The organism is Marinobacter sp. UBA5687 (genome assembly GCF_002420325.1).
GTDB classification, from domain to species: domain Bacteria; phylum Pseudomonadota; class Gammaproteobacteria; order Pseudomonadales; family Oleiphilaceae; genus Marinobacter; species Marinobacter nauticus.
Map to the genome: position 1 here is coordinate 1 of NZ_DIHV01000047.1, position 22,885 is coordinate 22,885.

Sequence of the window (22,885 nt, forward strand, 5' to 3'; positions counted from 1 at the left end):
GACGGCAGCCAACTACGCCGCCGTGGCCTGTAGCGATCTGCCCACCTGTCAGGGCCAGTGGTGGCCCGAGGGCATGGATTTTCAGCATGGATTTGATATCACCCAACATGTCGGCCCCAACTATCTTGGCGGCCAGTTGACCAGCGATGGCCGGGTTGCCATTCACGTTAGCCATCGCCTGGGTGCCGTCCTTGTGCTGGGTTATCTGGCTATACTGCTTGTGATGCTGTGGCGCCAGCGCGCCCAGAGCGGTCTCGACAGGGCCATCGCTCTGGCAGGCGGAGCGTTGGTGATCCAGTTCTGTCTGGGGCTGACCAACGTATGGCTGCACATTCCTTTGATCATCGCCGTTGCCCATAATGCCATGGGCGCCGGCCTGTTACTGTCGATGGTGCACCTGATCTGGCGGCATCATCAGCTGGCCCTGCCAGCACTATCCCCCGCACCTCATACAACAACCATAAACCGGGAGGTTACGGCATGAGCGAACAAGTGAAGGCGCTGCCGATCCAGAATCCAACCCATGCGAGCACTATTTCCTGGCGCGATTACCTGGAACTGACCAAGCCCCGGGTAGTGGCATTGATGATTCTTACCTCGGTGATCGGCATGCTGCTGGCAGCACCAGGCATTCCCGGATGGAGCGTGCTGCTGTTTGGCAACCTGGGAATCGCCCTGCTGGCCGGTGCGGCTGCGGTGGTGAACCACGTGGTGGATCAGAAGATTGATACCGTGATGGCCCGCACTCGCAAACGGCCGGTGGCGACTGGCCGGATTGCGCCGCTGGACGCCCTGCTGTTTGCTACCGTGCTGGCGGCTCTGGGTATGGTCGTGCTGGTATGGCAGGTGAACGAGCTAACCGCCTGGCTGACGCTGGCCTCCCTGGTGGGTTACGCCGGTGTTTACACCCTGTTCCTGAAACGGGCGACGCCACAGAACATTGTCATCGGTGGGCTGGCCGGTGCCATGCCGCCACTGCTGGGCTGGACCGCGGTCACTGGCCAGGTGGAAGGCCACGCGCTGTTGCTGGTTCTGATCATCTTCGCCTGGACGCCACCGCATTTCTGGGCTCTGGCCATCCACCGCAAGGAGGAATACGCCAAGGCCGGTATTCCCATGCTGCCGGTGACTCACGGCAATCGTTACACCGAACTGCATATTCTGCTCTATACCCTGATGCTGCTGGCCGTCAGTCTGCTACCGTTTGTCACAGGCATGTCCGGCGGTATTTACCTGGTGGGCGCCCTGGCGCTAGGCTTGAGGTTCCTGCAATATGCCGTTCGCCTGCTGCGCGGCGACGACCGGCGGGTAGCGCTGAACACCTTCAAATATTCCATCACCTATCTGATGGCGTTGTTTGTGGTGTTGCTGGTGGATCATTTTGTCTTTGTCCCGGCCTGACTGGCCGGGGTTAAGCCTGGTTGGGAGACCCTATGGGGCGGTCGATTCGGATCACGTTGTTTGTTCTGTTGTTGCTGGTGGTGCTGGTGTTCGGCCTGACAGTGGGACGGCAGGTCTTTCTGGTGGGGGGCGAACCGGCACCGGCGCCGGATCTCAGCCAGTACAACGCCTATGTCTACGACCAGCCACGGCCCCTGGTGGAGTTCTCTCTGACCAACGAGGAAGGTGAGACGGTCACCCGGGAAGATCTCCGGGGCCGGTGGACCTTCGTGTTCGTGGGCTACACCAATTGCCCGGACATCTGCCCCGCTGCCATGGCCAATCTGCGCCGTACCGACCAGTTGCTGTCTCCGGAATTACCCCAACCGGACTATCTGCTGGTCTCCGCAGACCCGGAGCACGATACCCCGGCGAAACTGAAGGCCTATACCGATTTCTTTGGTGAGCATTTCCACGGCCTGACCGGCGATCTCGACACCCTGAGACAGGTCGCCAAGAGCGTGAGCGCAGTATTTGTGCACCGACAGGTGAATGGGGAGTTGCTGGTGGACCACAGCGGGCATTTTGCCTTGCTCAATCCGGACGGCGACGTTCAGGCGCTGATCCAGCCACCCCACAAGCCGGACCAGCTGGCCGAAGCCTTTGAGCGCATCTACCAGTGGGCCAACGCCAATCGCCAGCCAGGCTGAGGCGAAGGTCTCACTGACAAGCATTGGTTAGTCACCTACACTACCCGGTTTCCGTTGATAACCTGACGACCGGGCCTCTGCCATGACTTCTGCAAACACCCCCACCCCCAGGCAACTGTTTACGGTTCTGCTCGCCGGTAGCCTGGTTTTGCTGGTTGTCCACGGCCTTGGCCGATTCATCTACACCCCGTTGTTGCCCTACCTGGTGGCCGATAACCAGTTCAACGCGCCGGACGGAGCTGCGGTGGCCACCTGGAACTACCTCGGCTATCTGATGGGGGCAATGCTGGCCATCCGTTGGCACAGAATTGACCAGATCCGGCTGATGTTGCCTCTTTTCCTGGCGGTTCATGTGGTCACCACGCTGATCGTGACCCAGACCGACCAGCTGACGGTGATTTCTGTCACCCGCTGGCTGAACGGTGTGGCGAACGGCGTGGTATTCGTCCAGGCGCCAGCTCTGATTCTGGAGTGGCTGGTAATGCGCAACCGGGCCTCTCTCAGCGGTCTGGTCTATATCGGTGTTGGTGTAGGGCTGCTGGTGTCCAGCGGCCTGGTTACCGGAACCGCCAGCCTGCTGGAGGGCGCGGAGCGCTGGTGGCCGGCTGCTCTGTTGTCGATTCCCCTGGCCTGGTGGGGTGCCATGCAGTTACGGCAACTGGAGGTACCGGTGCGCCAGCATGATGACGCCGGTAAGGCGGTGGTCAATACCCCGTTGCTGGATCGCGCCAGCATCCCGCTGTTTCTGTCCTATGCCGGGGCGGGCCTGGGTTACATCCTGCCCATGACCTTCCTGCCCCTGTTGGCAAAACTGGAACTGCCTGAGGGCCACGCCTTGCTGGACGGCACCTGGGTGATCGTCGCCCTGTTCACCATCCCGGCGCCCTGGCTGTGGAACAAACTGGGGGCCCTGATGGGAGACTTGCCCGCCCTTCGCCTGAATTTTCTGATTCAACTGGCCGGTGTGCTGGCCACCGTGGTCTGGCCTGGCGCCTGGGGCTTGGTGTTGTGTGCCGCCCTGGTCGGCAGCACCTTTCTGGGCGCGGTATTGCTGACCCAGCGCATCGGGCGCGCGCTGCATCCGCATCAGGGCCCGCGCCTGTCGGCAGCGATGGTGGCACTGTATGGCTTTACCCAGATGGTCGGCCCCTGGCTGACCAAACAGTGGCTGGATGCCGGCGGTACCCTGGTGTCGGCTTTCGGCATCGGGGTGGCAGCGCTGGCGTTTGGCCTGGTATTCGCGTTCTTCGTGCCCCGGCCTGAAGCCTGGCATGCCCGCTCCTGAGGCATGGTAAACTGCGGCCACATTCCGGCAAGCACCCAGTACCATGCTCCCGATTGATGGCATCCTCCCAGAACTGACCCGCACACTGGCAAAGACCACCACCGCTTTGCTCCAGGCGCCGCCCGGCGCCGGTAAAACCACCCGGGTACCGTTGGCCCTGCTGGATGCACCCTGGCGCGATGGCCGCAAAATCCTGATGCTCGAACCCCGCCGACTGGCGGCCCGGTCGGCAGCGCGGTATATGGCCCGGCAACTGGGAGAGGCGCCCGGGCAGACGGTGGGCTATCGCACCCGACTGGATACCAGGGTCTCCGGCACCACCCGGATCGAAGTAGTGACCGAGGGTATACTCACCCGCCTGATCCAGACCGACCCCATGCTGGAAGACTATGCCGCTGTTCTGTTTGACGAATTCCATGAACGTTCCCTGCAGGCCGATCTGGGGCTGGCACTGGTGCGTGAGAGCCAGCAGGCCCTGCGAGAAGACCTGCGCCTTCTGGTGATGTCCGCGACACTGGATACCGCGCCCATTGCCAGGGTGCTGGGGGACGTGCCGGTGATTTCCAGTGAAGGCCGGGCGTTTCCGGTGGATGTCCTTTATCGGCCCCTGTCCCGCAGTGCCCGGATGGTGGATCACGTAACGGCGGTGGTGCTGGAGGTCCTGGGAGACCAGGCTGGCTCGGTGCTGGTGTTCCTGCCCGGGGCCGGTGAAATTCGCCGGGTGGCGCAACAGCTGGCGGGGCAACTACCGGAAAACGTGGTGTTGGCACCCTTGTATGGCAACCTCAAGTCTGAAGAACAGGATCGGGCCATTGCGCCGGCCCCGGACGGTTCTCGCAAGGTGGTGCTGGCGACCGCCATTGCTGAGACCAGCCTCACCATTGAAGGTGTTCGGGTAGTGGTTGATGCCGGCCAGCAGCGCCGGGCCGTGTTTGATCCCAACAGTGGCATGACCCGCCTGATCACCGGCCGGGTGTCCAAAGCCTCTGCCGAGCAGCGTAAAGGCCGGGCCGGACGGGTCGAACCGGGGGTGTGCTACCGGTTATGGAGCGAGTCGGAGCAGTTTGGGCTGGCTGAGTTCACGCCAGCGGAGATTCAGGAGGCGGACCTGGCGCCGCTGGTACTGGAGCTGGCCCAGTGGGGGGCTCGTTCACCGGATCAGGTGGCCTGGATTGATGCGCCGCCACAAGCCCACTGGCAGCAGGCGGTGGATTTATTGCAGTGGCTGGATTTGCTGGATGCTGACGGTGCTATTACCGATCACGGCAAGGCCGCCCGGGATCTGGGGATGCACCCTCGTCTGGCCCATATGGTTCTCCGGGGCAGGGCCCTGGGATTTGGCCAGCTGGCGGCGGAGCTGGCGGCATTGCTGGAAGAGCGTGATTTGCTGGGGCCAGGCTCCGGTGCGGATTTGCACGAACGGATCCGGGTGGTACGGGGACAACGGCCACCCCGTGGTCTGGATACGGCCCGGTTACAGGCGGTACGGCAGGCGGCGAAACGGTTGTGCCGGGAGCGGGGGTCACGGAGCGAACCCGTTGCTACCGAGGTGGGCCGGGTTTTAGCCCAGGCTTATCCGGACCGCATTGCTCGCCGCCGTTCGGGCGAGGCGCCGCGCTACCAGCTCAGTAATGGCAAGGGGGCGAGCCTGAGGGACGATGATCCGCTGGCCCGGGAGGACTGGCTGGTGGCCGCGGATCTGGACGGCAAGGCCCGGGAGGCCACGATCTATCTGGCGGCGCCGGTGGACCTTGCAGATCTGGAGCAGGACCTGGCTGCGCACATAGAAGAACGGGAAGAGGCCCTCTGGGACGACAAGCGGGGCACAGTGGTGGCGCGTCACGTACGCAAGCTTGGCGCCCTGATACTGGCGGAAAAGCCGTTGCAACAGGTGGCCCCCGAACTGATCCAGCAGGGTTTGCTGGATGCCGTCCGTCGCAAAGGACTGGACCGGCTGCCCTGGAATGAGGCCGCCCGCCAGTGGCAGGCCCGGGTGCAGTTACTGGCCACACAGTTCCCCGGTCACTGGCCGGATGTGACGGATTCTGCCCTGCTCGCCGGTGTGGAAAGCTGGTTGGCGCCGTTTATGGTCGGCATGCAGCGGTGGTCGGATCTGGCCCGGCTAGATCTGGTATCCGCCCTGAACAGCCTGCTCGATTATCCACAGCAACAACAACTGGATGAACTGGCTCCGAAAGCCCTGGCCATTCCCACTGGCCAGAAGGTGATGCTGGATTACACTGCCGACAACGGCCCGGTGCTGGCTGCCAAGCTGCAGGCCCTGTTTGGCTGGACTGAAACACCGACGGTGGCGGCCGGCCGGGTGCCAGTGGTAACCCACCTCCTGTCCCCGGCCCAGCGCCCGCTGGCGGTCACGGCAGATCTCGCCAGCTTCTGGCAGAACGCCTATCCACAGGTACGAAAAGAACTCCGGGGCCGCTACCCGAAACACCCCTGGCCGGAAGATCCGCTCACGGCCCAGGCTCAGCAGGGAACAAAAAAACGCTCCGCAGGCTAACGCGCCCATGGCAGGCTCCGGTAAATTAGCGAGTAGTAACCGGAGCTTAGCAGCCCGTGGCCGTTACCGGATGATGGACCGGCTCTTTTCCAGATACACCGCGCCTTGCTCTTTCACGGTATCCGGGGCTGCGTGCTCGGAAGCCTTGTGTACTTTCTCCAGCCGCTCGGCAATGTCTTCCAGCTCATGGTCCAGTTTGCCCAGGGCATTTTCCAGAGTGTAGGTGAGCTGATGGACTTCGCTCATCGCCTCTGGTGTCAGATCACCGGCCAACACCTGCTCAAGCCGGTTGTTGTACTCGGAGAAATTGGCCACCGCCTGCTCCAGGGTTTTCGAGGGTTCGCCTTTGTAGTGATCGTACTCATCATCGGCGAAGGCCGGAAGGGTGAACAGCAGGGTGGCAGTGGCCAGCATCAGGTGTTTTGTCATGGTCGGTTCCTCATTAGTGATAACTAATGCGAATTATTGTCAGTAGCATTAACTATCGCCATGAGATCGGTCAATTTACGGACAAAATAACCCTTGCCAGGGTTCCAAAGCTGGATAAAATGCAGCCAATTTTCACTCTGTGCGGCTGTCACCATGCACCTTGTCTCATTCAACGTGTTCCGTACCCTTGGCTTTCCCGACACCACTGTACTGAAGCCCGAGCATTTCCTGCGCCACAAGCCGCTGCTGCAGGAGGCGGACTGGGTGCTGTTCCCGGAATACTGGCAGATCAACGCCCTGGTGCATGGCTTGAAGTGCCGGGTGTTCCCCAGTATCGCCAGTTATCGCATTGGTCACGACAAAGTGGAAATGACCCGCGCCTTTCAGACCGTGGCACCGGAACACACACCCTGGACCTTGATTGAAGCCAATGGTCCACAGGAACGTGACATGCTGTGGGACACCATGGCCCTGCCTTTCGTGGCCAAACTCCCCAAGGCCAGCATGGGCGAAGGTGTGTGGTTGATCGAGTCCCGGGCCGAATGGCTGAAGTATTGTGATCGCACAGACGTTCTCTACGTGCAGGAATACCTTCCGATTGACCGGGATGTGCGGGTGGTTGTGGTGGGTGATCGGGTGGTGACCGCCTACTGGCGTACCCAGGCGGAGCAGGGGTTCTACAACAACGTCGCCAGAGGCGGCCAGATTGTGGCTGGTGATGTGCCGGCGGTGGCTACCGATCTGGCCCTGCGCCTGGCCCGGGAGCTGGAAGTAGACCATGCCGGCTTTGATATCGCCCTGGTGGAAGGCTATCCCTATGTGCTGGAATTCAACCGCCTGTTCGGCAATCAGGGCCTGGGTCAGGGCAGTGATCTGAAAGACGCCATCTTGGATTATCTGCAGCGCCAGAGTCGGCCCCAGGACCCGGATGGTCCCACCGAGCCAACGCCGCTGTGGCCAGTGGCGGTGTGACACAGAATACTGTGCCATAGGTCCGGTTTCGGTCGCCGGATTTATGGGTATAACTGCGCATTTGCGGTGATTGGAAAAAGGCCCGATGATCGCGCCATTCACGGGTAATACAGCCAGTCTGTGCTACCCTTTTTTTATGCCCGTTTACCCTGTGGAGGGACACACCACCCATGATCCAGACGCCTAACGCCGATATCGCCGACTACTACAGTGCCGAGACTTTCAAGCGGATCAAGGACTTTGCCGACGGCAAGGAAACCCCGTTTGTGGTGATCGACACCCAGACCATTGACCGTCAGTACGAAGAGCTGGTGGAAGGGTTTCCTTACGCCAAGGTCTATTATGCGGTGAAGGCCAACCCGGCCCCGCAGATTCTGACCATGCTGCGGGACAAAGGTGCGAATTTTGATATCGCTTCGGTGTATGAACTGGACAAGGTGATGGCCCTGGGTGTGACCGGCGACCGCATCAGTTACGGCAACACCATCAAGAAGGCGAAAGACATTCGCACCTTTTACGAAAAGGGTGTGCGCCTGTATGCCACGGATTCCGAGGCAGACCTGCGCAACATTGCCAAGGCTGCCCCGGGCTCAAAAGTGTATGTGCGTATTCTGACTGAAGGCACCCTGACCGCCGACTGGCCTTTGTCCCGCAAGTTTGGCTGCCAGACCGATATGGCCATGGATCTGCTGATACTGGCTCGTGATCTGGGCCTGGTACCTTATGGTGTGTCGTTTCACGTAGGTTCCCAGCAGCGCGAAATCGGTGCCTGGGACGCTGCCCTGAACAAGGTGAAGGTGATTTTCGAGCGCCTTAAGGAAGAAGACGGCATTGAGCTGAAGATGATCAACATGGGCGGTGGTTTCCCGGCCAACTACATTACCCGAACCAATGAACTGGGGGTGTACGCGGAGGAGATTGCCCGTTTCCTGCACGAGGATTTTGGTGACGACCTGCCCGAGATCATCATCGAGCCGGGGCGATCGCTGATTTCCAATGCCGGTGTGTTGGTGAGTGAGGTGGTGTTGATTTCACGGAAATCCCGCACTGCCCTGCACCGCTGGGTGTTCACCGATGTCGGCAAGTTTTCCGGCCTGATCGAGACCCTGGATGAGTCCATCAAGTTTCCGATCTGGACCGAGAAAAGCGGTGAAGGTGAGGATTGTGTGATCGCCGGGCCGACCTGTGACAGTGCCGATATCATGTACGAGCATCACAAGTACCCGCTGCCGCTGAATCTGGCGATCGGAGACCGGATGTACTGGCTGTCGACCGGGGCCTATACCACCACCTACAGTGCCATTGAATTCAACGGCTTTCCTCCGTTGAAGGATTACTATATCTGACCGAAGGTCAGTGAGGTATCTCAGAAAGGATCAGCTTGCGGGCTGATCCTTTTTTCGTTTCAGTTCCAGGGTGAACGCCAGGGGTAATACCAGCAGGCTGTAGGCCACCATGGCCATCACGGCATGACGGGTGTCGCCAGTCCAGTCGGCGAGCAGGCCGCCGAGCATGGGTACCGAGAAGGCCATGGTATAGCCCACCAGGAAGGTGCCGGCAGACAGCCGTCCGGTTTCGGCGGAGTTCACCAGCAAAGGCGGCAGCGCCACCAACAGGATCAGCAGAATGCCGGCCACGAAGCTCATCAGCGTGGCGCTGGCAATGAACCACCAGCCTTCGAGCACCAGAGTGCCGGCGGTGCCGGCAATGCTGAGAACCGCCATGACGACAATGAAGGTACGGCGGCCGACCCAGGCCCGCGCCATTTTCAGCATTACCAGGGAGGCGAAGACCTGAGCAATGTTGTACCAGAACAGGGCCTCGGACAGCAGGCCGATACGCCCCTGTTGTTCCAGCAGGTTACCCATGTAGGCATTGAGGCCGAAGAACATGGAGCCGGAAAGCCCCAGCAGCAGGCCCAGGCGCAGGGTGAGCGGGTTTTTCCAGTCGGGCAGCCAGGCGGCTTTGCGTGCGGGCCGGGCCAGGTCCCGTTTGGGCAGAAACAGGGCGGCGGCCACCAGCAGGGCCGGCAGCGACCAGGCCAGCATGGTGGCGCGCCAGCTGTTGTCCAGCAAAGGCATGAGAACCGGCAGGGTAATACCGGCACCGATGAATTCGCCCATGAGCATGCCGTTCATGTATATGGCGGAGCCCAGGGCAATGTGGTGGGGTTCCAGCCAGCGCGGCAGCAGGGCTGGTAGGGCTGGTTGCATCATCGCCACACCCAGCCCCATGACGGCGCTCGCTATCATCAGGGTGAAGGTGTCCGGTACCAGACCACGGCCGGCTGAGCCGATCACCATGATCACCATGGCCAGCGCCAGGGTGTTCCTAGGGCCAATGCGGGAGATGGCCAGCGAACCAGGCATGGCGCCAATGGCCAGCATCAGGATGGGCAGTGTGGTCAGGGCGCCGGTCAATGCCTGGGTCAGGGCCAGCTCATCGCCAATGAAGGGCGCCAGCGGCGGGGCCACCAGCACGGGTATACGCAGGTAAACACCGGCCAGCCAAAGCAACACCGCCACCGGCAGCAATCGGGCTGGCGGTGGCGGTGTGGTCGCGGCGGTTTGAAATGCCACGGCGGAGCGAATCAGTCTTCGCTGGTATCCGGCAGGTAAGCACCGTCTTCGTCGTGCACTTCCCGGCCGGTTACGGGCGGGTTGAAGGCACAGATCAGGCGCATGTCTTCAGTGCCGCCGTACAGGGTGTGACGGTCGTGCTTGTCGAGGGCGTACAGAGTGCCATCGGTGATTTCGTGCACTTCGCCGGTGGCGAGATCCTTGATGCGGCCGTTACCCGCCACGCAGTAAACCGCTTCCAGGTGGTGCTTGTACCAGAAGGTGTGCTCGGAGCCGGCCTTGATAATGGTTTCGTGGAAGGAGAAGCCCATGCCATCCTTCTTCAGCAACAGGCGGCGGCTGGTCCACTGCTTGTCGCTGACTTCACGCTCGGTACCGATAATGTCTTGCACTCGTACGATTTTCATTCGCATTCCTCATTTTGTGATGGAATAGCCATACAGTATAAACATGCGCCTCAGGCTCGATTCAACCGCCAGTCGTCGTATGCCGCCATGGCCTGCTCGATGGCGGCAGCAAATTGTTCCCTCTGCTGATGGGTCAGAGCTCGTTGTTTCCGGCACCGTTCGAAGGCTTTCTGGATTTCCCGCCGGCTGGCTTTGTCGAGCTGTTCCAGCCAGTGATGGTCGGCCGGTTCCAGTTCCAGCAAATCCCGCCCGGCGTGGTTCCGCTGGCTGATATGCCACCAGTGATCCACCGCCCGCCCTAACACAACATAGCCGAACTGGCTGTCCTGTACAGGCCCGAAGCTGGCGGTTTTCAGGCCGTCCTTCATGGGCCCGATGCTCAGTGCCGGCAAAACCAGGCGATCCCCGTAGAAGTAACTGCCGGCAGCGCCAATCAACCCTCCGAGCAGGGCGCCGGTGCCCAGCGACGAGCCAAACGTTACGGCATCAATGCCGGCACCGCTCACCGCTCCGGCACCAAAGCCCGCGGTGGCCAGGTAGCGCTTGCTGACCGCCCAGTGCTTGCGGGTGTCCTCGGAAAACAGATCGTGCTGGCTGTGCCACTGCAGTTCGGCTTCCTGGCGGCGTATGCGCTGATGTTGGTACAGGTGCTCAATGTCGATTCTGAGGGCCTGTTCCCGTTGGCGTTGGTGCCGGTACCAGCGATCCCGCAGGGTCTCGGCGAGGCTCGTATCGCTGGTTTCGGCGATCTGGTTGAGCGTCAGTGTGCGTCGTTCCTGATATGACATCAGGTCTTCGAGGGCTCGGGCAACCAGGCCTGCCGCCTGGCGCCGACGCTGGCGGCGCTGTTCGGACAGGAACCGGGTGGCCCGTTCCAGCGGCGCCTCCCAGTCCGGTTCCAGCTGGCCGAACGCTCGTAACAGGCTTAGATGTTGCTCAAACGGGGCGCGAACAGCGTCGAACTTGCGGACAACCTGGAAGAACTGGCCCAGTGCGGCCTGCCAGGTGTCGCTGTAATCGTCCTCACCGATACTGTTTGTCAGCGCCAGGCTCGGACGCCCGGTCCAGCGCAGAATGGTCATTTCCGCCTCGTGCTCGGCACTGTAGGGCACCGAGCCATCCACCACATAGATGATCCCGGCACCTTCCACGATCGGTGCCAGCAATTCACATTCATCGACAAACCGGTCATCGCCCCGGTGCTGGAGCACAAAAGCCCGCACGGTTTCCGGGTGATCCGAGGCGGAAATGCTGTGGGCTTCCAGCCACTGTAATACCCGCCGTGGGCGCTGGAAACCAGGGGTGTCCACCAGGGTATAGAGTTTCTGGCCATCAACGCTCAGTGGATAATCCTGCCGGGCCCGGGTGGTACCGGGTTCCAGGGCAATGGCGATAGCGTCGTTCTGGGACAGGGTGGCGACGACACTGGATTTGCCCTTGTTCGGGTGGCCGACCACGGCGAATACCGGAGCATTGGTCATGGTTGTGCACTCCCGGCCAGATAGGGGTTGGGCTCTTCGGTAGGCGGCAAGGCCACCGAGGCAAAGCCCGGAGCCAGGCGTTCGCTAAACCGAAGCCAGGGCTGAACCAGGTGAGTCTGCGGCGGCTGGTTCGGATCGCTCGCCAGCGGCAGCAGGGTTACCCGGCTATTCGAGGGCCAGCGCTCCCGGGCGGTCTCCAGAAAATCGTGCAGCTCGCCGGTGGGCGGCTCCCAACTGCGGGTGACGACAATGACTGCCGGATGTTCCTGGCCGGCCAGGTGGATGCCTACTTGTGCCAGTACGTCTTCATCCTGGGCCAGACTGGCCCGGCCCCCGGCCCGGAAAATTCGGCAATCCGGTGCCTGCAGGCGTTGGGGCAACTCCGGTTCGCCGGCACCGGCCCAGCAGATCATCAGCGGGGTGTCCGGCAGTTGGTCTGGCTGGGCCCGGGTGCGGGTGTCTGGCAGGTCGGCGGCATCGTTGTGGCTGCTACCGGTATCCAGGGTGGCGGTTTCCATCCGGTATAACAGAGCCTTCATGCCGGGATGGCCGGCCAGCAGCCGAGTGGCACGACGGCGTAGCAGGCTTTGGCTGAGAACCAGCAACAGCACACGCGGTATCACCGTCCAGGTCAGCCATAACATAACCACGAAGGGCCACCACTGGCCCCAGCGTGAAGGCTCGACTCCGGTTGTGACAGGAGCGGCGCGAAAGAACCGGGTTACTTCCACCAGCTCCAGGGATGGCACGGCGGAAGGCCACAACCAGGACCAGGGCGCCGCCAGGGCGCTGACCAGATGGTGGTAGCCGGAAGCGGCGGTATCCAGAGTGGTGCTCCAGCCAAAGGCCAGGTCCTGGACCACCACCATGATCAGCAGCGTGGCCAGGCCGGCAAGACCAAAAGCAACGCCGCCGGCGTGGGCCGCCCGCGCCATCAGTAGTGGCTGGAGCCGGGCCCGGGTCGGGCTGGCGTGTTCCAGGTGCAGACGTTTCAGCAACCAGCGCCAGGGTTGCCAGCCGACTATGGCCTGTAGCGTGGTGGCCAGTGCCAGCAGCAACTGGAACAGCACAAAGGTCAGAATCACGGTGATGTTGATGCGCTGGCCGCCGTCATAGAACAGCAGGCCCAGCATGGTCACGATGCCCATCAGGCAACCGGCACCGGTGAAGCCGCTGGTTGCCCGGCGCCAGAGTTTCAGTTCCCGACGGCCAGCCGTCACGGTGCCGCCGGGGCCGGACAGTCGATCCATGTGTGCCAGCCAGCGCGAAGGGCTGGGCTTTATTCCCTGCTGTTCGCAGTCCAGAGCAAAGCGCCGGTCCCGGCGGTGGAGAAAGGCGGGGGGCTGATCCCTGTCCCGCTGGACGCGGTCGTCAAAATCCAGCAGCAGACAAAGGGGGTTCGGGCTCATTCAGTGTCCTGATGCAAGTTCGGTCGTGGGTGCTTTGCTGTTAGCATATAGGCAATTACGATCCTGATACCAGTCAATGGACGCGCCATGCCCCATCACCTGATGAATCTGCGCCATGTACCCGACGACGAGGCCGACGAGATCCGGGCTCTGTTCGAGGAGCATGAGGTGCGCTACTACGAGACCCCGCCCAGCCGCTGGGGCATCAGCATGGGCGGCTTCTGGGTTCACGATGCGGAAGAGGCGGAGCGAGCCAAGGCGTTGCTGGATGAGTATCAGCGTCAGCGTTTCGAGAGGCAGCGCCAGGCCTATGAGCAAGGCCTGGCCCGCGGCGAAATCGGTGGCATCGGCTCCATGTTTCGACGTTATCCGCTGCGGACTCTGGCGGCCTGCCTGGCCATCGCTGCAATTGCGGCAATCAGCTTATTGCCCTTTGTTCGAATAGGCTAGTTTCGCTGCCCGGTGTCTGGTTTTTCAGACAGTGTTCGGTCTGCCGGACAGTCTGCGGCCAGCGGCGATGCTGCGCGCGTGCCATGCCATTGCACGCGCAACCGCTGTCCGGAATTCCGGAATAGCCCCCTCTCAAGTGCCAGTAATTTTTCATTTTTCTAAATATATTCATGGTCTTGTCCGGTTGGCACAGGATCCGCATGGGCCGTGGCGCCCATGGGGCCGATTCAACAACAACAAACAAGGACCGACCATGAAACGAATGATGCTCTGCACCCTGATAGGTGCTGCCACGGTAACGCTCACTGCCTGCAAGAAGGACGAGGTGTTCAACTCCTTGCCTGATTTCCTGGTGAGCGATGTCCAGCAGTTTGCTTACGATGGCAATACCGATGATCTTCTTACCGCTGGCCTGGGGCCGGAGGGTCTGGCCAGTGCCTCACCACCGGCGTTTGTCGATGCCCTGAATCCGACACCGGCAGAGTTGCGCCGGCTGGCCATCTACAACAATTACCGGGCGCTGGTGGATACCGCACCCGGCGGAGGTTATGGCAGCCTGTTTGGCCCGGCCGTGGGTAACGCCAGTGGCCGAATTCCGGGCCAGGAATTCATTGCCCTGATGCAGGTGCCGGGCGCCACTGTGCCGGTGACGGTAATGGCCCAGGTGCCCGACAGCTTTGATCCGGATTTTCCGTGCATGGTAACCGCGCCCTCCTCGGGTTCCCGCGGGATCTACGGCGCCATTGGCACCGCCGGGGAGTGGGGCCTGAAAAAGGGCTGCGCAGTGGTTTATACCGATAAAGGCACCGGTACCGGCGCCCATAACCTCGCCACAAACACCGCCCAGTCCGTGAACGGAACACTTACCACGGAACCTGAAGAAGCCTTGTTCCGGGCGGATCTGGACGCTCAGAGCCGGGATGATTTCAATAGCCAGTGGCCGTATCGCTTCGCCTGGAAACACGCCCATTCCAAACAGAACCCGGAGGCAGACTGGGGCCGGCATGTGTTGCAATCCATTGAGTTCGGCTTCTATGTGCTGAACACACTCCATGGCCGGGAACTGGGTAATGGTGAAAATCTCCGAACTATCAACCCGAGGAACACCCTGGTGATTGCCTCCAGTGTTTCCAACGGCGGCGGAGCCTCGGTGCGGGCGGCGGAACAGGATGAGAAAGGTCTGATTGATGGTGTGGCGGTGTCTGAGCCCAATGTGAATCCCCTTGTGGACCGGAGTTTCAGCATTCGTCAGGGCAATGGCCCTGCACTGACGGAACACAGCCGCAGCCTGCTGGATTACACCACCGCGCTGGCGGTGTACCAGGGTTGTGCCAACCAGGCCCCCGGCATCCGCGATCTCGCCCCCCTGAACGGCGTGTTCAACCCGCCGGTGACTGGCCAGAGCATCTGCCACTCCCTGTTCAATAAGGGGCTGGTGTCGGGCGCTACTCAGGATGACTGGGCCCTCGATGCGCAACGGATCCTGAACGAGGACTTCGGGGTGCAGCCGGAGCAGAAACTGCTGGCGCCGGTGCATTTTGGCCTGGCGGTCGCCCAGAGCATTGCCATGACCTACGCCAATGCATACGGCCGCGCGGGTGTTGAAGACAGAGTGTGTGGCCTGAGCCTGGCGGCGACCGGCAGTGCCGGGGCAGTGGTGCCACTGATGCCTGCGGCCGAGGCGGCGCTGTTTGCAGCGAGTAACGGCATTCCGCCCTCGGCTGGTGTCAACCTGGTCTACGACGACGCTGAGGGCCAGCCCACGAACCTTGCCGTTAGCGCTTCGCCCAGTTCCAGCCAGGTGGATTACGGGCTGGATGCCCTGTTGTGCCTGAGAAGTCTTGCCGAAGGCAGGGATGTGGTGACCGGCGAGCCCCTCGAGGGCGATCGGGCCGAGCTGCATGAAGCCATTAGCCGTGGCATTTCAGCGGTGCGGGCCAGCGGAGACCTGCAGCGCAAGCCGACGGTGTTTGTCACCGGGCGGGCCGATGCCATCCTGCCCATCAACCACACCTCCCGGCCCTATGTCGGCCTGAACCAGGCAGTGGAAGGCCGCCACAGCAACCTGCGCTATTACGAAATACTCAACGCCCATCACCTGGACGTGCTCAACGGCTTTCCGGGCATCGGTGACCGCTATGTGCCGTTGCATCACTACTACTTCCAGGCACTGGATCTGGTGTGGGCCCATCTCGTCGAGAAGCAGCCGCTGCCGCCCAGTCAGGTGGTGCGCACGGTGCCCCGGGGCAGCCTGACCACGCCCCTGACCCTGGCGAACCTGCCGCCCATTCAATCCGAACCGGCGGAAGCGGACCGGATTGTCTTCACCGGTAACCAGTTGCAGATCCCGGACTGATTACCGACGGTTGAAATGCCACCTTTGGAGGTTTGCCCCCGCACCGGGGGCTTCCTATACTCCCGTGACGGCGTCCGGAAATCCGGACGCCCAAGGATTGCCCATGAAACCATCCCCACCCGTGAGCACGCGGACTATGAGCGAGTTGTTTACCAACAAGAACAAGAGCGGCCTGACCCGTGACCTGATCGAAGCCCTGTTCCCGATGTTTGAGGAGGCCAGTGCCGGTGCCATCGCTGTTGACCGTGAGACCAACATCACCTGGATCAACAGCAGCTATTCCCAGCTGCTGGGCCTGGTGGACCCTTCCCACGCCATTGGCAAACCGGTGCGCAAGGTGATTCCGCAGACCCGGATGCCTGAGGTGGTGGAAACCGGGAAGCCCCTGCTGTTGGACATCATGGAACACAACAAGCAGCAACTGGTGGTCACCCGACTGCCGTATTACGACGATCAGGGCGGCATTGTCGGTGCCGTGGCCTTCGTGCTCTATGATGATCTGCAACCGCTGACGCCGCTGGTGTCCAAATACCGGCGCCTGCACCGGGATCTGGCGGCGGCCCGCAAGGCACTGGCGAAGAAAAGCCGGGGCACCCGCTACAGTCTGGGCGATTTTGTCGGTGGCAGTCCGGCGGCCCTTGAGGTGAAGCGCCGGGCGCGACTGGCGGCAGGCCGGGACATGCCGGTACTGCTGCTGGGGGAAACCGGCACCGGCAAAGAGGTGCTGGCCCAGGCTATCCATGCGGTGTCGCCCCGGGCGGACAAGCCGTTTGTTGGTGTGAACGTGGCGGCGGTGCCGGAAAACCTGCTGGAGGCGGAATTCTTCGGTGTCGCCCCGGGCGCTTACACCGGTGCCGACCGTCGTACCCGGGAGGGCAAGTTCCAACTGGCCAACGGCGGTACGCTGTTTCTGGATGAGGTGGGGGATATGCCGCTGCCCCTGCAGGCCAAGCTGTTGCGGGCATTGCAGGAGGGCGAGATCGAGGCCCTGGGTTCGAACACGGTGACGACGGTGGATGTGAGAGTGATTGCGGCCACCAGTCGCAACCTGGAGGCCATGATTGCGGAAGGCAGCTTCCGCTCGGATCTTTATTACCGGCTGAATGTGCTGGAGATCAATATCCCACCCCTGCGGGACCGATTGGCCGATCTGGGTGTGCTCTGCGAAGCCCTGCTGGGTGAAATCTGCGAGGGTCAGGACATGCGTGGCGAGATTACCGATGCCGGCGTCGCGGCGCTGGGCAGTTACGACTGGCCGGGCAACATCCGGGAATTGCGCAACGTGCTGGAGCGGGCCCTGACCATGAGTGAGGATGGCGATTTACTGGATGCGGACGCGATCTTTAAAGTGCTGCCCCGTGCTGGCCAGCGTCTGGTCTCGCCGGTGCCCGCTCGCTCTGTGCGTCCGCTGGCCCGCATTGTGGCTGAGGCTGAAGCCCAGGCCATTGAAGAGGCCCTGGTGACCTGCCGTGGCAACCGGACCAAGGCTGCCCGGCTGTTGGGGATTTCCCGTTCCGTGCTCTACGAGAAGTTGGCCAGATTGTCCTGATTTCCGGACGGCTGTCCCGTTACCCGTACAATCACCTACGACCATTGTCGATGAGTGTCCGGATTTCCGGACAGCTGCCTTGACTCCAGAACTGCCTGAAATATCTATCTGCATGAAATAAAAGGCATTATCGGCTGTGGCACGGTGTCTGCTATAGCCTGTTTGCAGGACGTCAGAACAACGCAAGAAAACAAAGCTGGCGCAAACTCGTTGGACCCGACCCAAAGTCAGCTATGGTTTCCTGCGTTGTCTGATCAATTTCAGACGTAGCCCGCCGGCAAGAACCGGTGGCTGTACGACAACAACAAAAAGGATCCATTTCATGTCGATCAAGCATAAGCTTTCAAAACTGACCTATGGCATTACCGCCGCCGCGGTTATCACCGGTGGTCTGGCCAGTGCGGACGCCGTGGCCGCAGAGAAGGTTCGCTGGCAGGTTCCTCTGGCGTTTCCATCCCATCTCGTGGGTCTGACCACACCGGTCAAGCACCTTACCGAGAATCTCAAGAATATCTCCGGTGGCGATATCCAGCTGCGTTATTACGAGCCGGGCGAACTGGTGCCGCCGTTCGAAATCATGGACGCCGTTGGCAGTGGCAAATACCCCGCCGGTTACACCTGGGTCGGCTATGACCAGGGCACCATTGCTTCGTTGCCGCTGTATTCCGGCGCACCCTTCAACATGGAGCCACCGGCGTATCTGGCCTGGTACTACGAGGGCGATGGCCGCGAGCTGCTGGAAGAAATCTACGCGGAGCGCAACATCCACCCGATGCTGTGTTCCATCATCGGCCCGGAAGGCGCTGGCTGGTTCGCGCAGCCCATCGAGGGCATGGACGACTTTGACGGCCTGAAGATCCGCTTTGCCGGCATTGGCGGCAAGGTCCTGGAGAAGCTGGGCGCATCGGTAACCATGGTGCCGGGTGGCGAGATCTACCAGGCCCTGGAGCGCAAGACCATTGATGCCACCGAGTTCTCCCAGCCGGCCATCGACAAGATGCTGGGCCTGGATCAGATCATCAAGAACTACATCATGCCTGGCTGGCACCAGACCCTGACCACCTCGCACCTGCTGGTCAACAAGGACACCTGGGACAAGCTGGAGCCGCAAACCCGTGCCCTCATCGAAATGGGCTGTGAGTCGGCCACTCTCAAGGGGTTTGCCGAGAGCGAGTGGGCCCAGCCAACCGCCCTGCGTGACTATGAGAAAGAAGGCGTAACCGCCCAGACCCTGCCGGAGCCTGTCCTGCGGGAGCTGCAGAAGGTCACCAACGAGGTGCTGGACGAAATCGCCGCCAAGGACGAAATGTTCAAGCGCGTTCTCACCAGCCAGCGTGAGTTCATGGAACATCACTCAATCTGGCACTCCAAGGGCTACCTGCCCCGGGATTTCTACCAGTACGACTGATCAGCGGATGATGATCATGGCAGGCGGCGTTGATACCGCCTGCATTCCCTCTCTGCATCCGGACTATTCGAGGTTGTTGTGACTGATACCAATGTCTCCGGGGGTGAGCAGTCCCCGGCACCGGGCGAGGATTTTCTGCCCACCAACGCCCTGGCCTGGCGCCTGGATCGCCTGGTGGTGGCGGTCGGCCGTTTTGCTTCCTGGCTGTGGATCGGTGTACTGGTGGTGGTGCTTATCAACGTGTTTTCACGATACGTGCTGTCTCAGGGTTCCATTGCACTGGAAGAGCTGTCCTGGCACCTGTTCGGCACTGCCACCATGCTGACCCTGGGCTACGCCGTGGTGCGTGACGACCACGTGCGGGTCGACGTGCTGAAAGAAAAGTTCCCGCCCCGGGCCCAGGCCGTCATTGAATTGCTGGGCATTGCCCTGCTTGCGCTGCCGGTGATCTACCTAATGGTGGAAGTGCTGGTGCCCTACGCCTGGAAAGCCTGGACCTACAGCGAGCGTTCCCAGGCCCCGAGTGGTCTGCCGTACCGGTTCATTTTCAAAAGCATGCTGCCGCTGGGACTGATCTTCGTGATGATCGCGCTGTTCTCCCGGTTCCTGCGTTGCGCCACGTTCCTGTTCGGGTTCCCCCGGGCCGTAACGCCCCCTGAAGACGATCGCCGGTCTACCGGCCATCCCAATCCCTGAATCACGAGGCAGACGTCATGGGTGTAGAAGCGATTCTTGTTATCGCCATGTTCGCCAGCTTCATGGTGCTCCTGCTGCTGGGGTTCCCGGTAGCCTGGTCACTGGCGGGTATTGGTCTTGTGTTCGCCATTGTCGGACACGTGATGGTGGAGTATTTCGACTCCCCGCTCTGGTTTACCTGGCAAGGCACCATGGGGGTGCTGGATGCCAGAATCTACGGCATTGTCGCCAATGAATTGATGGTGGCGCTGCCGATGTTCATTTTCATGGGCATCATGCTGGACCGCTCCGGCATTGCCGAGAAACTGATGCACAGCCTGGTGCGGGTGCTTGGCCCGCTGCGTGGCGGTTATGCCATCACCGTGGTGATTGTCGGCGTGCTGCTGGCCGCCTCCACCGGTATTGTCGGGGCCTCCGTGGTCTTGCTGGGCATGTTGTCCCTGGGGCCGATGATGCAGGCCAACTACAACAAATCCCTGGCCGTGGGCACGGCCTGTTCCGTGGGTACCCTGGGTATCCTGGTGCCACCCAGTATCATGCTGGTGCTGATGGCGGATCGCCTGGGTACCTCAGATGCCTCGGTTGGCAAACTGTTCATGGGGGCGCTGATTCCGGGCATCATGCTCGGGGCCATGTACATCCTGTACATTCTGATAGCGTCGTTCCTGAAAAAAGACCTGGCGCCTGCGCCGAAGAACCGGGAGCCGCTGGATGCTCGGGCCTGGCTGGATGTGCTGAAGGCGGTGCTGCCACCGATGGCCCTGATCATTGCCGTATTGGGCTCGATTTTCTTCGGCATTGCCACTACCACAGAAGCCTCGGCCGTGGGTGCCGGTGGCGCCATGTTGATGGCCTTTGTCAGCAAGCGCCTGGACATGGCCACCCTGAAAGAATCCCTGTACCAGACCAGCCGCACCTCGGCCTTCATCTTCGGCATCTTTATCGGTGCCACGGTGTTTGCCTCGGTGCTGCGTGGCCTGGGTGGTGACGAGGTGATTGAAAGCGCCATTACCGGGCTGCCTTTCGGTACCACCGGGGTCCTGCTGACGGTGCTGTTCATCACCTTCCTGCTCGGTTTCTTCCTGGACTGGGTGGAAATCACCCTGATCATTCTGCCGCTGGTGGCGCCGGTGCTGTTCAAGATGGGCGTGGAGCCGGTGTGGTTTGCCATCATGTTCGCCATCTGCCTGCAGACCTCGTTCCTGACGCCACCGGTGGGTTTCTCACTGTTCTATATCAAGGGCGTGTGCCCGCCGGGCATCACCACACGGCATATCTATCTGGGCGTACTTCCGTTTATTGCTCTGCAGTTGCTGGCGCTGGCCCTGGTGTTCTGGTTCGAGCCGCTGGCCACCTGGCTGCCCAACGAGGTATACGGAGGGGGCTGACCGGCCCTCCTTGCGGATTCCAATAACAATTCCAACCCTGAAAGGAGACTGTGACCATGCGTCTTCACAATCAAGTTGCCCTGATTACCGGCGCCGGCCGGGGCATTGGCCGCGCCATTGCTGAACATTACGCCCGCGAAGGGGCCCGGGTGGCGGTGGCAGACCTGACCCTCGAAAGCGCCGCCGACACCGTGGCAGCCATTGAACAGGCCGGCGGCACGGCCCTGGCCCTGGCCATGGATGTCACCGACGAACAGGCGGTTGACCAGGGCGTGGCTACCATCGTTCAACACTGGGGCAGGCTCGATGTCGCCCTGGCCAATGCCGGTATCCAGCATATCGACCCGGTGCACAAGCTGGCCTATGCCGACTGGAGCAAGGTGATGAACGTGCACCTGGACGGCGCCTTCCTGGTGACCCGGGCGGCCCTGCGCCAGATGTACGCCCAAGGTGGGGGTACTATGCTCTATATGGGCTCGGTACACTCGGTGGAAGCTTCGCCCCTGAAAGCACCCTATGTCGCCGCCAAGCACGGCATGCTGGGCCTGTGCCGGGCGGTGGCGAAAGAAGGTGCGGAGCACGGGGTGCGCAGCAACATTATCTGCCCCGGCTTTGTGCGCACACCGCTGGTGGACAAGCAGATACCGGAGCAGGCCAAAGAGCTGGGCATTTCCGAAGAAGAAGTGATCAGCAAGGTCATGCTCAAGAACACCGTGGACGGGAAGTTCACCACCCTGGAAGACGTATCAGAACTGGCGGTGCATCTGGCAGCCTTCCCGTCCGCTGCCCTGACCGGCCAGTCGATCGTGGTCAGCCACGGCTGGCATATGCAGTAATTTTCTGGAGAGACGGATGAGCAACACAGAACAATCACCGGTTGTCTGGACCCCGGACCAGGACACCCTCACCCGTTCCCGCATGGGCCAGTTCAAGGCCTGGCTGGAGCAACAGGGCTTTGGCCCCTTTGATGATTACCACGCCCTGCACCAGTGGTCGATTACCGAACTGGACACCTTCTGGCAGAAGGTCTGGGACTACTGCGGCCTGGTCTGCGAGACACCGGCCAAACAGGTGCTTGGCAACCGGGAAATGCCCGGTGCGGAATGGTTCCCGGGCATGAAACTGAATTTTGCCGCCAACCTGCTGCGGCTGGCGGACGGCGACCATGCTGATAGAGAAGCGGTGGTGGCCTACTGTGAAACCCGCCCGGTACTGCGCAAGACCTACGCCGAACTGAAAGCCGACGCCGGTGCTCTGGAAGCCTTCCTGCGCAGCAAGGGCATTGCCAAGGGCGACCGGGTGGCGGGTGTGGTCACCAATGGCTATGAAGCCCTGGTGGGCATGCTGGCGGCTACCAGCCTGGGCGCGATCTGGAGCTCCGCATCACCGGACTTCGGCATCGGCGCCATCAACGACCGCTTCGGCCAGATCGAGCCCTCAGCCCTCATTGTGGTCAACGGCTACGGTTATGGCGGCAAAGTGTTCGCGCGCCAGGCCGACTTCGCCGAGCTGATCGCGGGCCTGCCCTCCCTGAAGGTGGTGGTCAGCATTGCCCAACTGCCCGATGAAGCACCGATCTCCGGCGAACTGGTTACCACCTGGGATGAGGCCCTGAAAGCCGGTGAAGGCGAGGCTCCCTCGTTCACCCCGGTCGATCCGGATCACCCGGTGTACATCCTCTATTCCTCGGGCACCACCGGCAAACCCAAGTGCATCGTGCACGGTACTGCCGGCTTGCTGGTTAACCACGCCAAGGAACTGATGCTCCATGGTGATGTTGGCCCGGAAGACCGCTTCCTGTACTTCACCACCTGCGGCTGGATGATGTGGAACTGGCAGGCCTCTGCCCTGATGACCGGCGCCGCCGT

At 61.5% G+C, this 22,885-nt stretch carries 20 protein-coding genes; 15 read left to right on the forward strand and 5 right to left on the reverse strand.

The window, feature by feature from the left end:
• From B3Y70_RS05000 to hrpB, 5 genes are all read left to right on the forward strand, one after another.
• On the forward strand, positions 1-484 hold a 484-nt coding region (locus B3Y70_RS05000), incomplete at its 5' end, for a COX15/CtaA family protein (RefSeq protein ID WP_288589293.1).
• A complete protein-coding gene (gene cyoE / locus B3Y70_RS05005; protein WP_023011946.1) occupies positions 481-1,401 on the forward strand; it encodes a heme o synthase in 921 nt (306 codons plus the stop codon). The genes B3Y70_RS05000 and cyoE, both read left to right, overlap by 4 nt.
• A gap of 32 nt (positions 1,402-1,433) precedes the next feature.
• On the forward strand, positions 1,434-2,090 hold the full coding sequence (locus B3Y70_RS05010; protein ID WP_141066722.1) for an SCO family protein: 657 nt from the start codon (positions 1,434-1,436) through the stop codon (positions 2,088-2,090).
• 82 nt (positions 2,091-2,172) lie between these two features.
• A complete protein-coding gene (locus B3Y70_RS05015; RefSeq protein WP_273030893.1) occupies positions 2,173-3,375 on the forward strand; it encodes a YbfB/YjiJ family MFS transporter in 1,203 nt (400 codons plus the stop codon).
• 43 nt (positions 3,376-3,418) lie between these two features.
• Entirely contained in the window at positions 3,419-5,893 is a 2,475-nt protein-coding gene (gene hrpB / locus B3Y70_RS05020; RefSeq protein ID WP_288589297.1) for an ATP-dependent helicase HrpB, read from the forward strand.
• Positions 5,894-5,956: 63 nt separating this feature from the next.
• Here hrpB and B3Y70_RS05025 read toward each other — a convergent pair whose 3' ends face one another.
• Positions 5,957-6,322, reverse strand: a complete 366-nt coding sequence (locus B3Y70_RS05025; protein WP_113879427.1) for a DUF6746 family protein — start codon at positions 6,320-6,322, stop codon at positions 5,957-5,959.
• Between the two features lie 153 nt (positions 6,323-6,475).
• On the opposite strand from B3Y70_RS05025, the gene B3Y70_RS05030 reads away from it, so the two are divergent.
• Both B3Y70_RS05030 and B3Y70_RS05035 read left to right on the forward strand, forming a co-directional pair.
• Entirely contained in the window at positions 6,476-7,294 is an 819-nt protein-coding gene (locus tag B3Y70_RS05030; RefSeq protein WP_199452055.1) for an ATP-grasp domain-containing protein, read from the forward strand.
• Positions 7,295-7,464: 170 nt separating this feature from the next.
• Complete coding sequence (locus B3Y70_RS05035) at positions 7,465-8,640, forward strand: type III PLP-dependent enzyme (protein WP_023008100.1); 1,176 nt, start codon at positions 7,465-7,467, stop codon at positions 8,638-8,640.
• A gap of 30 nt (positions 8,641-8,670) precedes the next feature.
• On the opposite strand, the gene B3Y70_RS05040 is transcribed toward B3Y70_RS05035, so the two are convergent.
• Genes B3Y70_RS05040 through B3Y70_RS05055 form a run of 4 tightly spaced genes read right to left on the reverse strand, consistent with a single transcriptional unit; the run spans position 8,671 to position 13,170 of the window.
• On the reverse strand, positions 8,671-9,873 hold the full coding sequence (locus B3Y70_RS05040) for a CynX/NimT family MFS transporter (RefSeq protein ID WP_286896413.1): 1,203 nt from the start codon (positions 9,871-9,873) through the stop codon (positions 8,671-8,673).
• 11 nt (positions 9,874-9,884) lie between these two features.
• Positions 9,885-10,280 (reverse strand): ectoine synthase, encoded by a 396-nt coding sequence (locus B3Y70_RS05045; RefSeq protein WP_022991806.1) that lies wholly within the window; start codon positions 10,278-10,280, stop codon positions 9,885-9,887.
• Between the two features lie 50 nt (positions 10,281-10,330).
• A complete protein-coding gene (locus tag B3Y70_RS05050; protein ID WP_286896416.1) occupies positions 10,331-11,761 on the reverse strand; it encodes a GTPase/DUF3482 domain-containing protein in 1,431 nt (476 codons plus the stop codon).
• Positions 11,758-13,170 (reverse strand): DUF2868 domain-containing protein, encoded by a 1,413-nt coding sequence (locus tag B3Y70_RS05055; RefSeq protein WP_288589303.1) that lies wholly within the window; start codon positions 13,168-13,170, stop codon positions 11,758-11,760. Before B3Y70_RS05055 ends, B3Y70_RS05050 begins: the two co-directional genes overlap by 4 nt.
• Positions 13,171-13,257: 87 nt before the next feature.
• On the opposite strand from B3Y70_RS05055, the gene B3Y70_RS05060 reads away from it, so the two are divergent.
• The 8 genes from B3Y70_RS05060 to B3Y70_RS05095 all read left to right on the forward strand — a co-directional run.
• Positions 13,258-13,620, forward strand: coding sequence for a DUF6164 family protein (locus tag B3Y70_RS05060; RefSeq protein ID WP_273030880.1), 363 nt, complete (start codon positions 13,258-13,260; stop codon positions 13,618-13,620).
• 253 nt (positions 13,621-13,873) lie between these two features.
• Positions 13,874-15,976 (forward strand): 3-hydroxybutyrate oligomer hydrolase family protein, encoded by a 2,103-nt coding sequence (locus B3Y70_RS05065; protein ID WP_288589305.1) that lies wholly within the window; start codon positions 13,874-13,876, stop codon positions 15,974-15,976.
• A gap of 103 nt (positions 15,977-16,079) precedes the next feature.
• A complete protein-coding gene (locus tag B3Y70_RS05070; protein WP_406600418.1) occupies positions 16,080-17,525 on the forward strand; it encodes a sigma-54 interaction domain-containing protein in 1,446 nt (481 codons plus the stop codon).
• A 322-nt stretch (positions 17,526-17,847) separates the two neighbouring features.
• Entirely contained in the window at positions 17,848-18,933 is a 1,086-nt protein-coding gene (locus tag B3Y70_RS05075) for a TRAP transporter substrate-binding protein (protein ID WP_014420063.1), read from the forward strand.
• A 78-nt stretch (positions 18,934-19,011) separates the two neighbouring features.
• Positions 19,012-19,629 carry a TRAP transporter small permease subunit gene (locus B3Y70_RS05080; protein ID WP_014420064.1) on the forward strand — a complete coding sequence of 206 codons (618 nt, stop codon included), beginning with the start codon at positions 19,012-19,014 and terminating at the stop codon, positions 19,627-19,629.
• Between the two features lie 17 nt (positions 19,630-19,646).
• Entirely contained in the window at positions 19,647-21,017 is a 1,371-nt protein-coding gene (locus B3Y70_RS05085; RefSeq protein ID WP_022991812.1) for a TRAP transporter large permease, read from the forward strand.
• A 56-nt stretch (positions 21,018-21,073) separates the two neighbouring features.
• Positions 21,074-21,853 carry a 3-hydroxybutyrate dehydrogenase gene (locus tag B3Y70_RS05090; RefSeq protein WP_022991813.1) on the forward strand — a complete coding sequence of 260 codons (780 nt, stop codon included), beginning with the start codon at positions 21,074-21,076 and terminating at the stop codon, positions 21,851-21,853.
• Between the two features lie 16 nt (positions 21,854-21,869).
• Positions 21,870-22,885 (forward strand): AMP-binding protein (locus tag B3Y70_RS05095; protein ID WP_288589310.1); only part of this gene is annotated, 1,016 nt, incomplete at its 3' end.

Excerpts from the sequence above, each read along its gene's own strand:
- B3Y70_RS05035 (WP_023008100.1), top strand. The coding sequence starts at position 7,465 with ATGATCCAGACGCCTAACGCCGATATCGCCGACTACTACAGTGCCGAG.
- B3Y70_RS05075 (WP_014420063.1), top strand. The coding sequence starts at position 17,848 with ATGTCGATCAAGCATAAGCTTTCAAAACTGACCTATGGCATTACCGCC.
- B3Y70_RS05090 (WP_022991813.1), top strand. The coding sequence starts at position 21,074 with ATGCGTCTTCACAATCAAGTTGCCCTGATTACCGGCGCCGGCCGGGGC.
- B3Y70_RS05030 (WP_199452055.1), top strand. The coding sequence starts at position 6,476 with ATGCACCTTGTCTCATTCAACGTGTTCCGTACCCTTGGCTTTCCCGAC.
- B3Y70_RS05055 (WP_288589303.1), bottom strand. The coding sequence starts at position 13,170 with ATGAGCCCGAACCCCCTTTGTCTGCTGCTGGATTTTGACGACCGCGTC.
- cyoE (WP_023011946.1), top strand. The coding sequence starts at position 481 with ATGAGCGAACAAGTGAAGGCGCTGCCGATCCAGAATCCAACCCATGCG.
- B3Y70_RS05025 (WP_113879427.1), bottom strand. The coding sequence starts at position 6,322 with ATGACAAAACACCTGATGCTGGCCACTGCCACCCTGCTGTTCACCCTT.
- B3Y70_RS05010 (WP_141066722.1), top strand. The coding sequence starts at position 1,434 with ATGGGGCGGTCGATTCGGATCACGTTGTTTGTTCTGTTGTTGCTGGTG.
- B3Y70_RS05050 (WP_286896416.1), bottom strand. The coding sequence starts at position 11,761 with ATGACCAATGCTCCGGTATTCGCCGTGGTCGGCCACCCGAACAAGGGC.
- B3Y70_RS05045 (WP_022991806.1), bottom strand. The coding sequence starts at position 10,280 with ATGAAAATCGTACGAGTGCAAGACATTATCGGTACCGAGCGTGAAGTC.
- B3Y70_RS05060 (WP_273030880.1), top strand. The coding sequence starts at position 13,258 with ATGCCCCATCACCTGATGAATCTGCGCCATGTACCCGACGACGAGGCC.
- B3Y70_RS05085 (WP_022991812.1), top strand. The coding sequence starts at position 19,647 with ATGGGTGTAGAAGCGATTCTTGTTATCGCCATGTTCGCCAGCTTCATG.
- B3Y70_RS05015 (WP_273030893.1), top strand. The coding sequence starts at position 2,173 with ATGACTTCTGCAAACACCCCCACCCCCAGGCAACTGTTTACGGTTCTG.
- B3Y70_RS05065 (WP_288589305.1), top strand. The coding sequence starts at position 13,874 with ATGAAACGAATGATGCTCTGCACCCTGATAGGTGCTGCCACGGTAACG.
- hrpB (WP_288589297.1), top strand. The coding sequence starts at position 3,419 with ATGCTCCCGATTGATGGCATCCTCCCAGAACTGACCCGCACACTGGCA.
- B3Y70_RS05070 (WP_406600418.1), top strand. The coding sequence starts at position 16,080 with ATGAAACCATCCCCACCCGTGAGCACGCGGACTATGAGCGAGTTGTTT.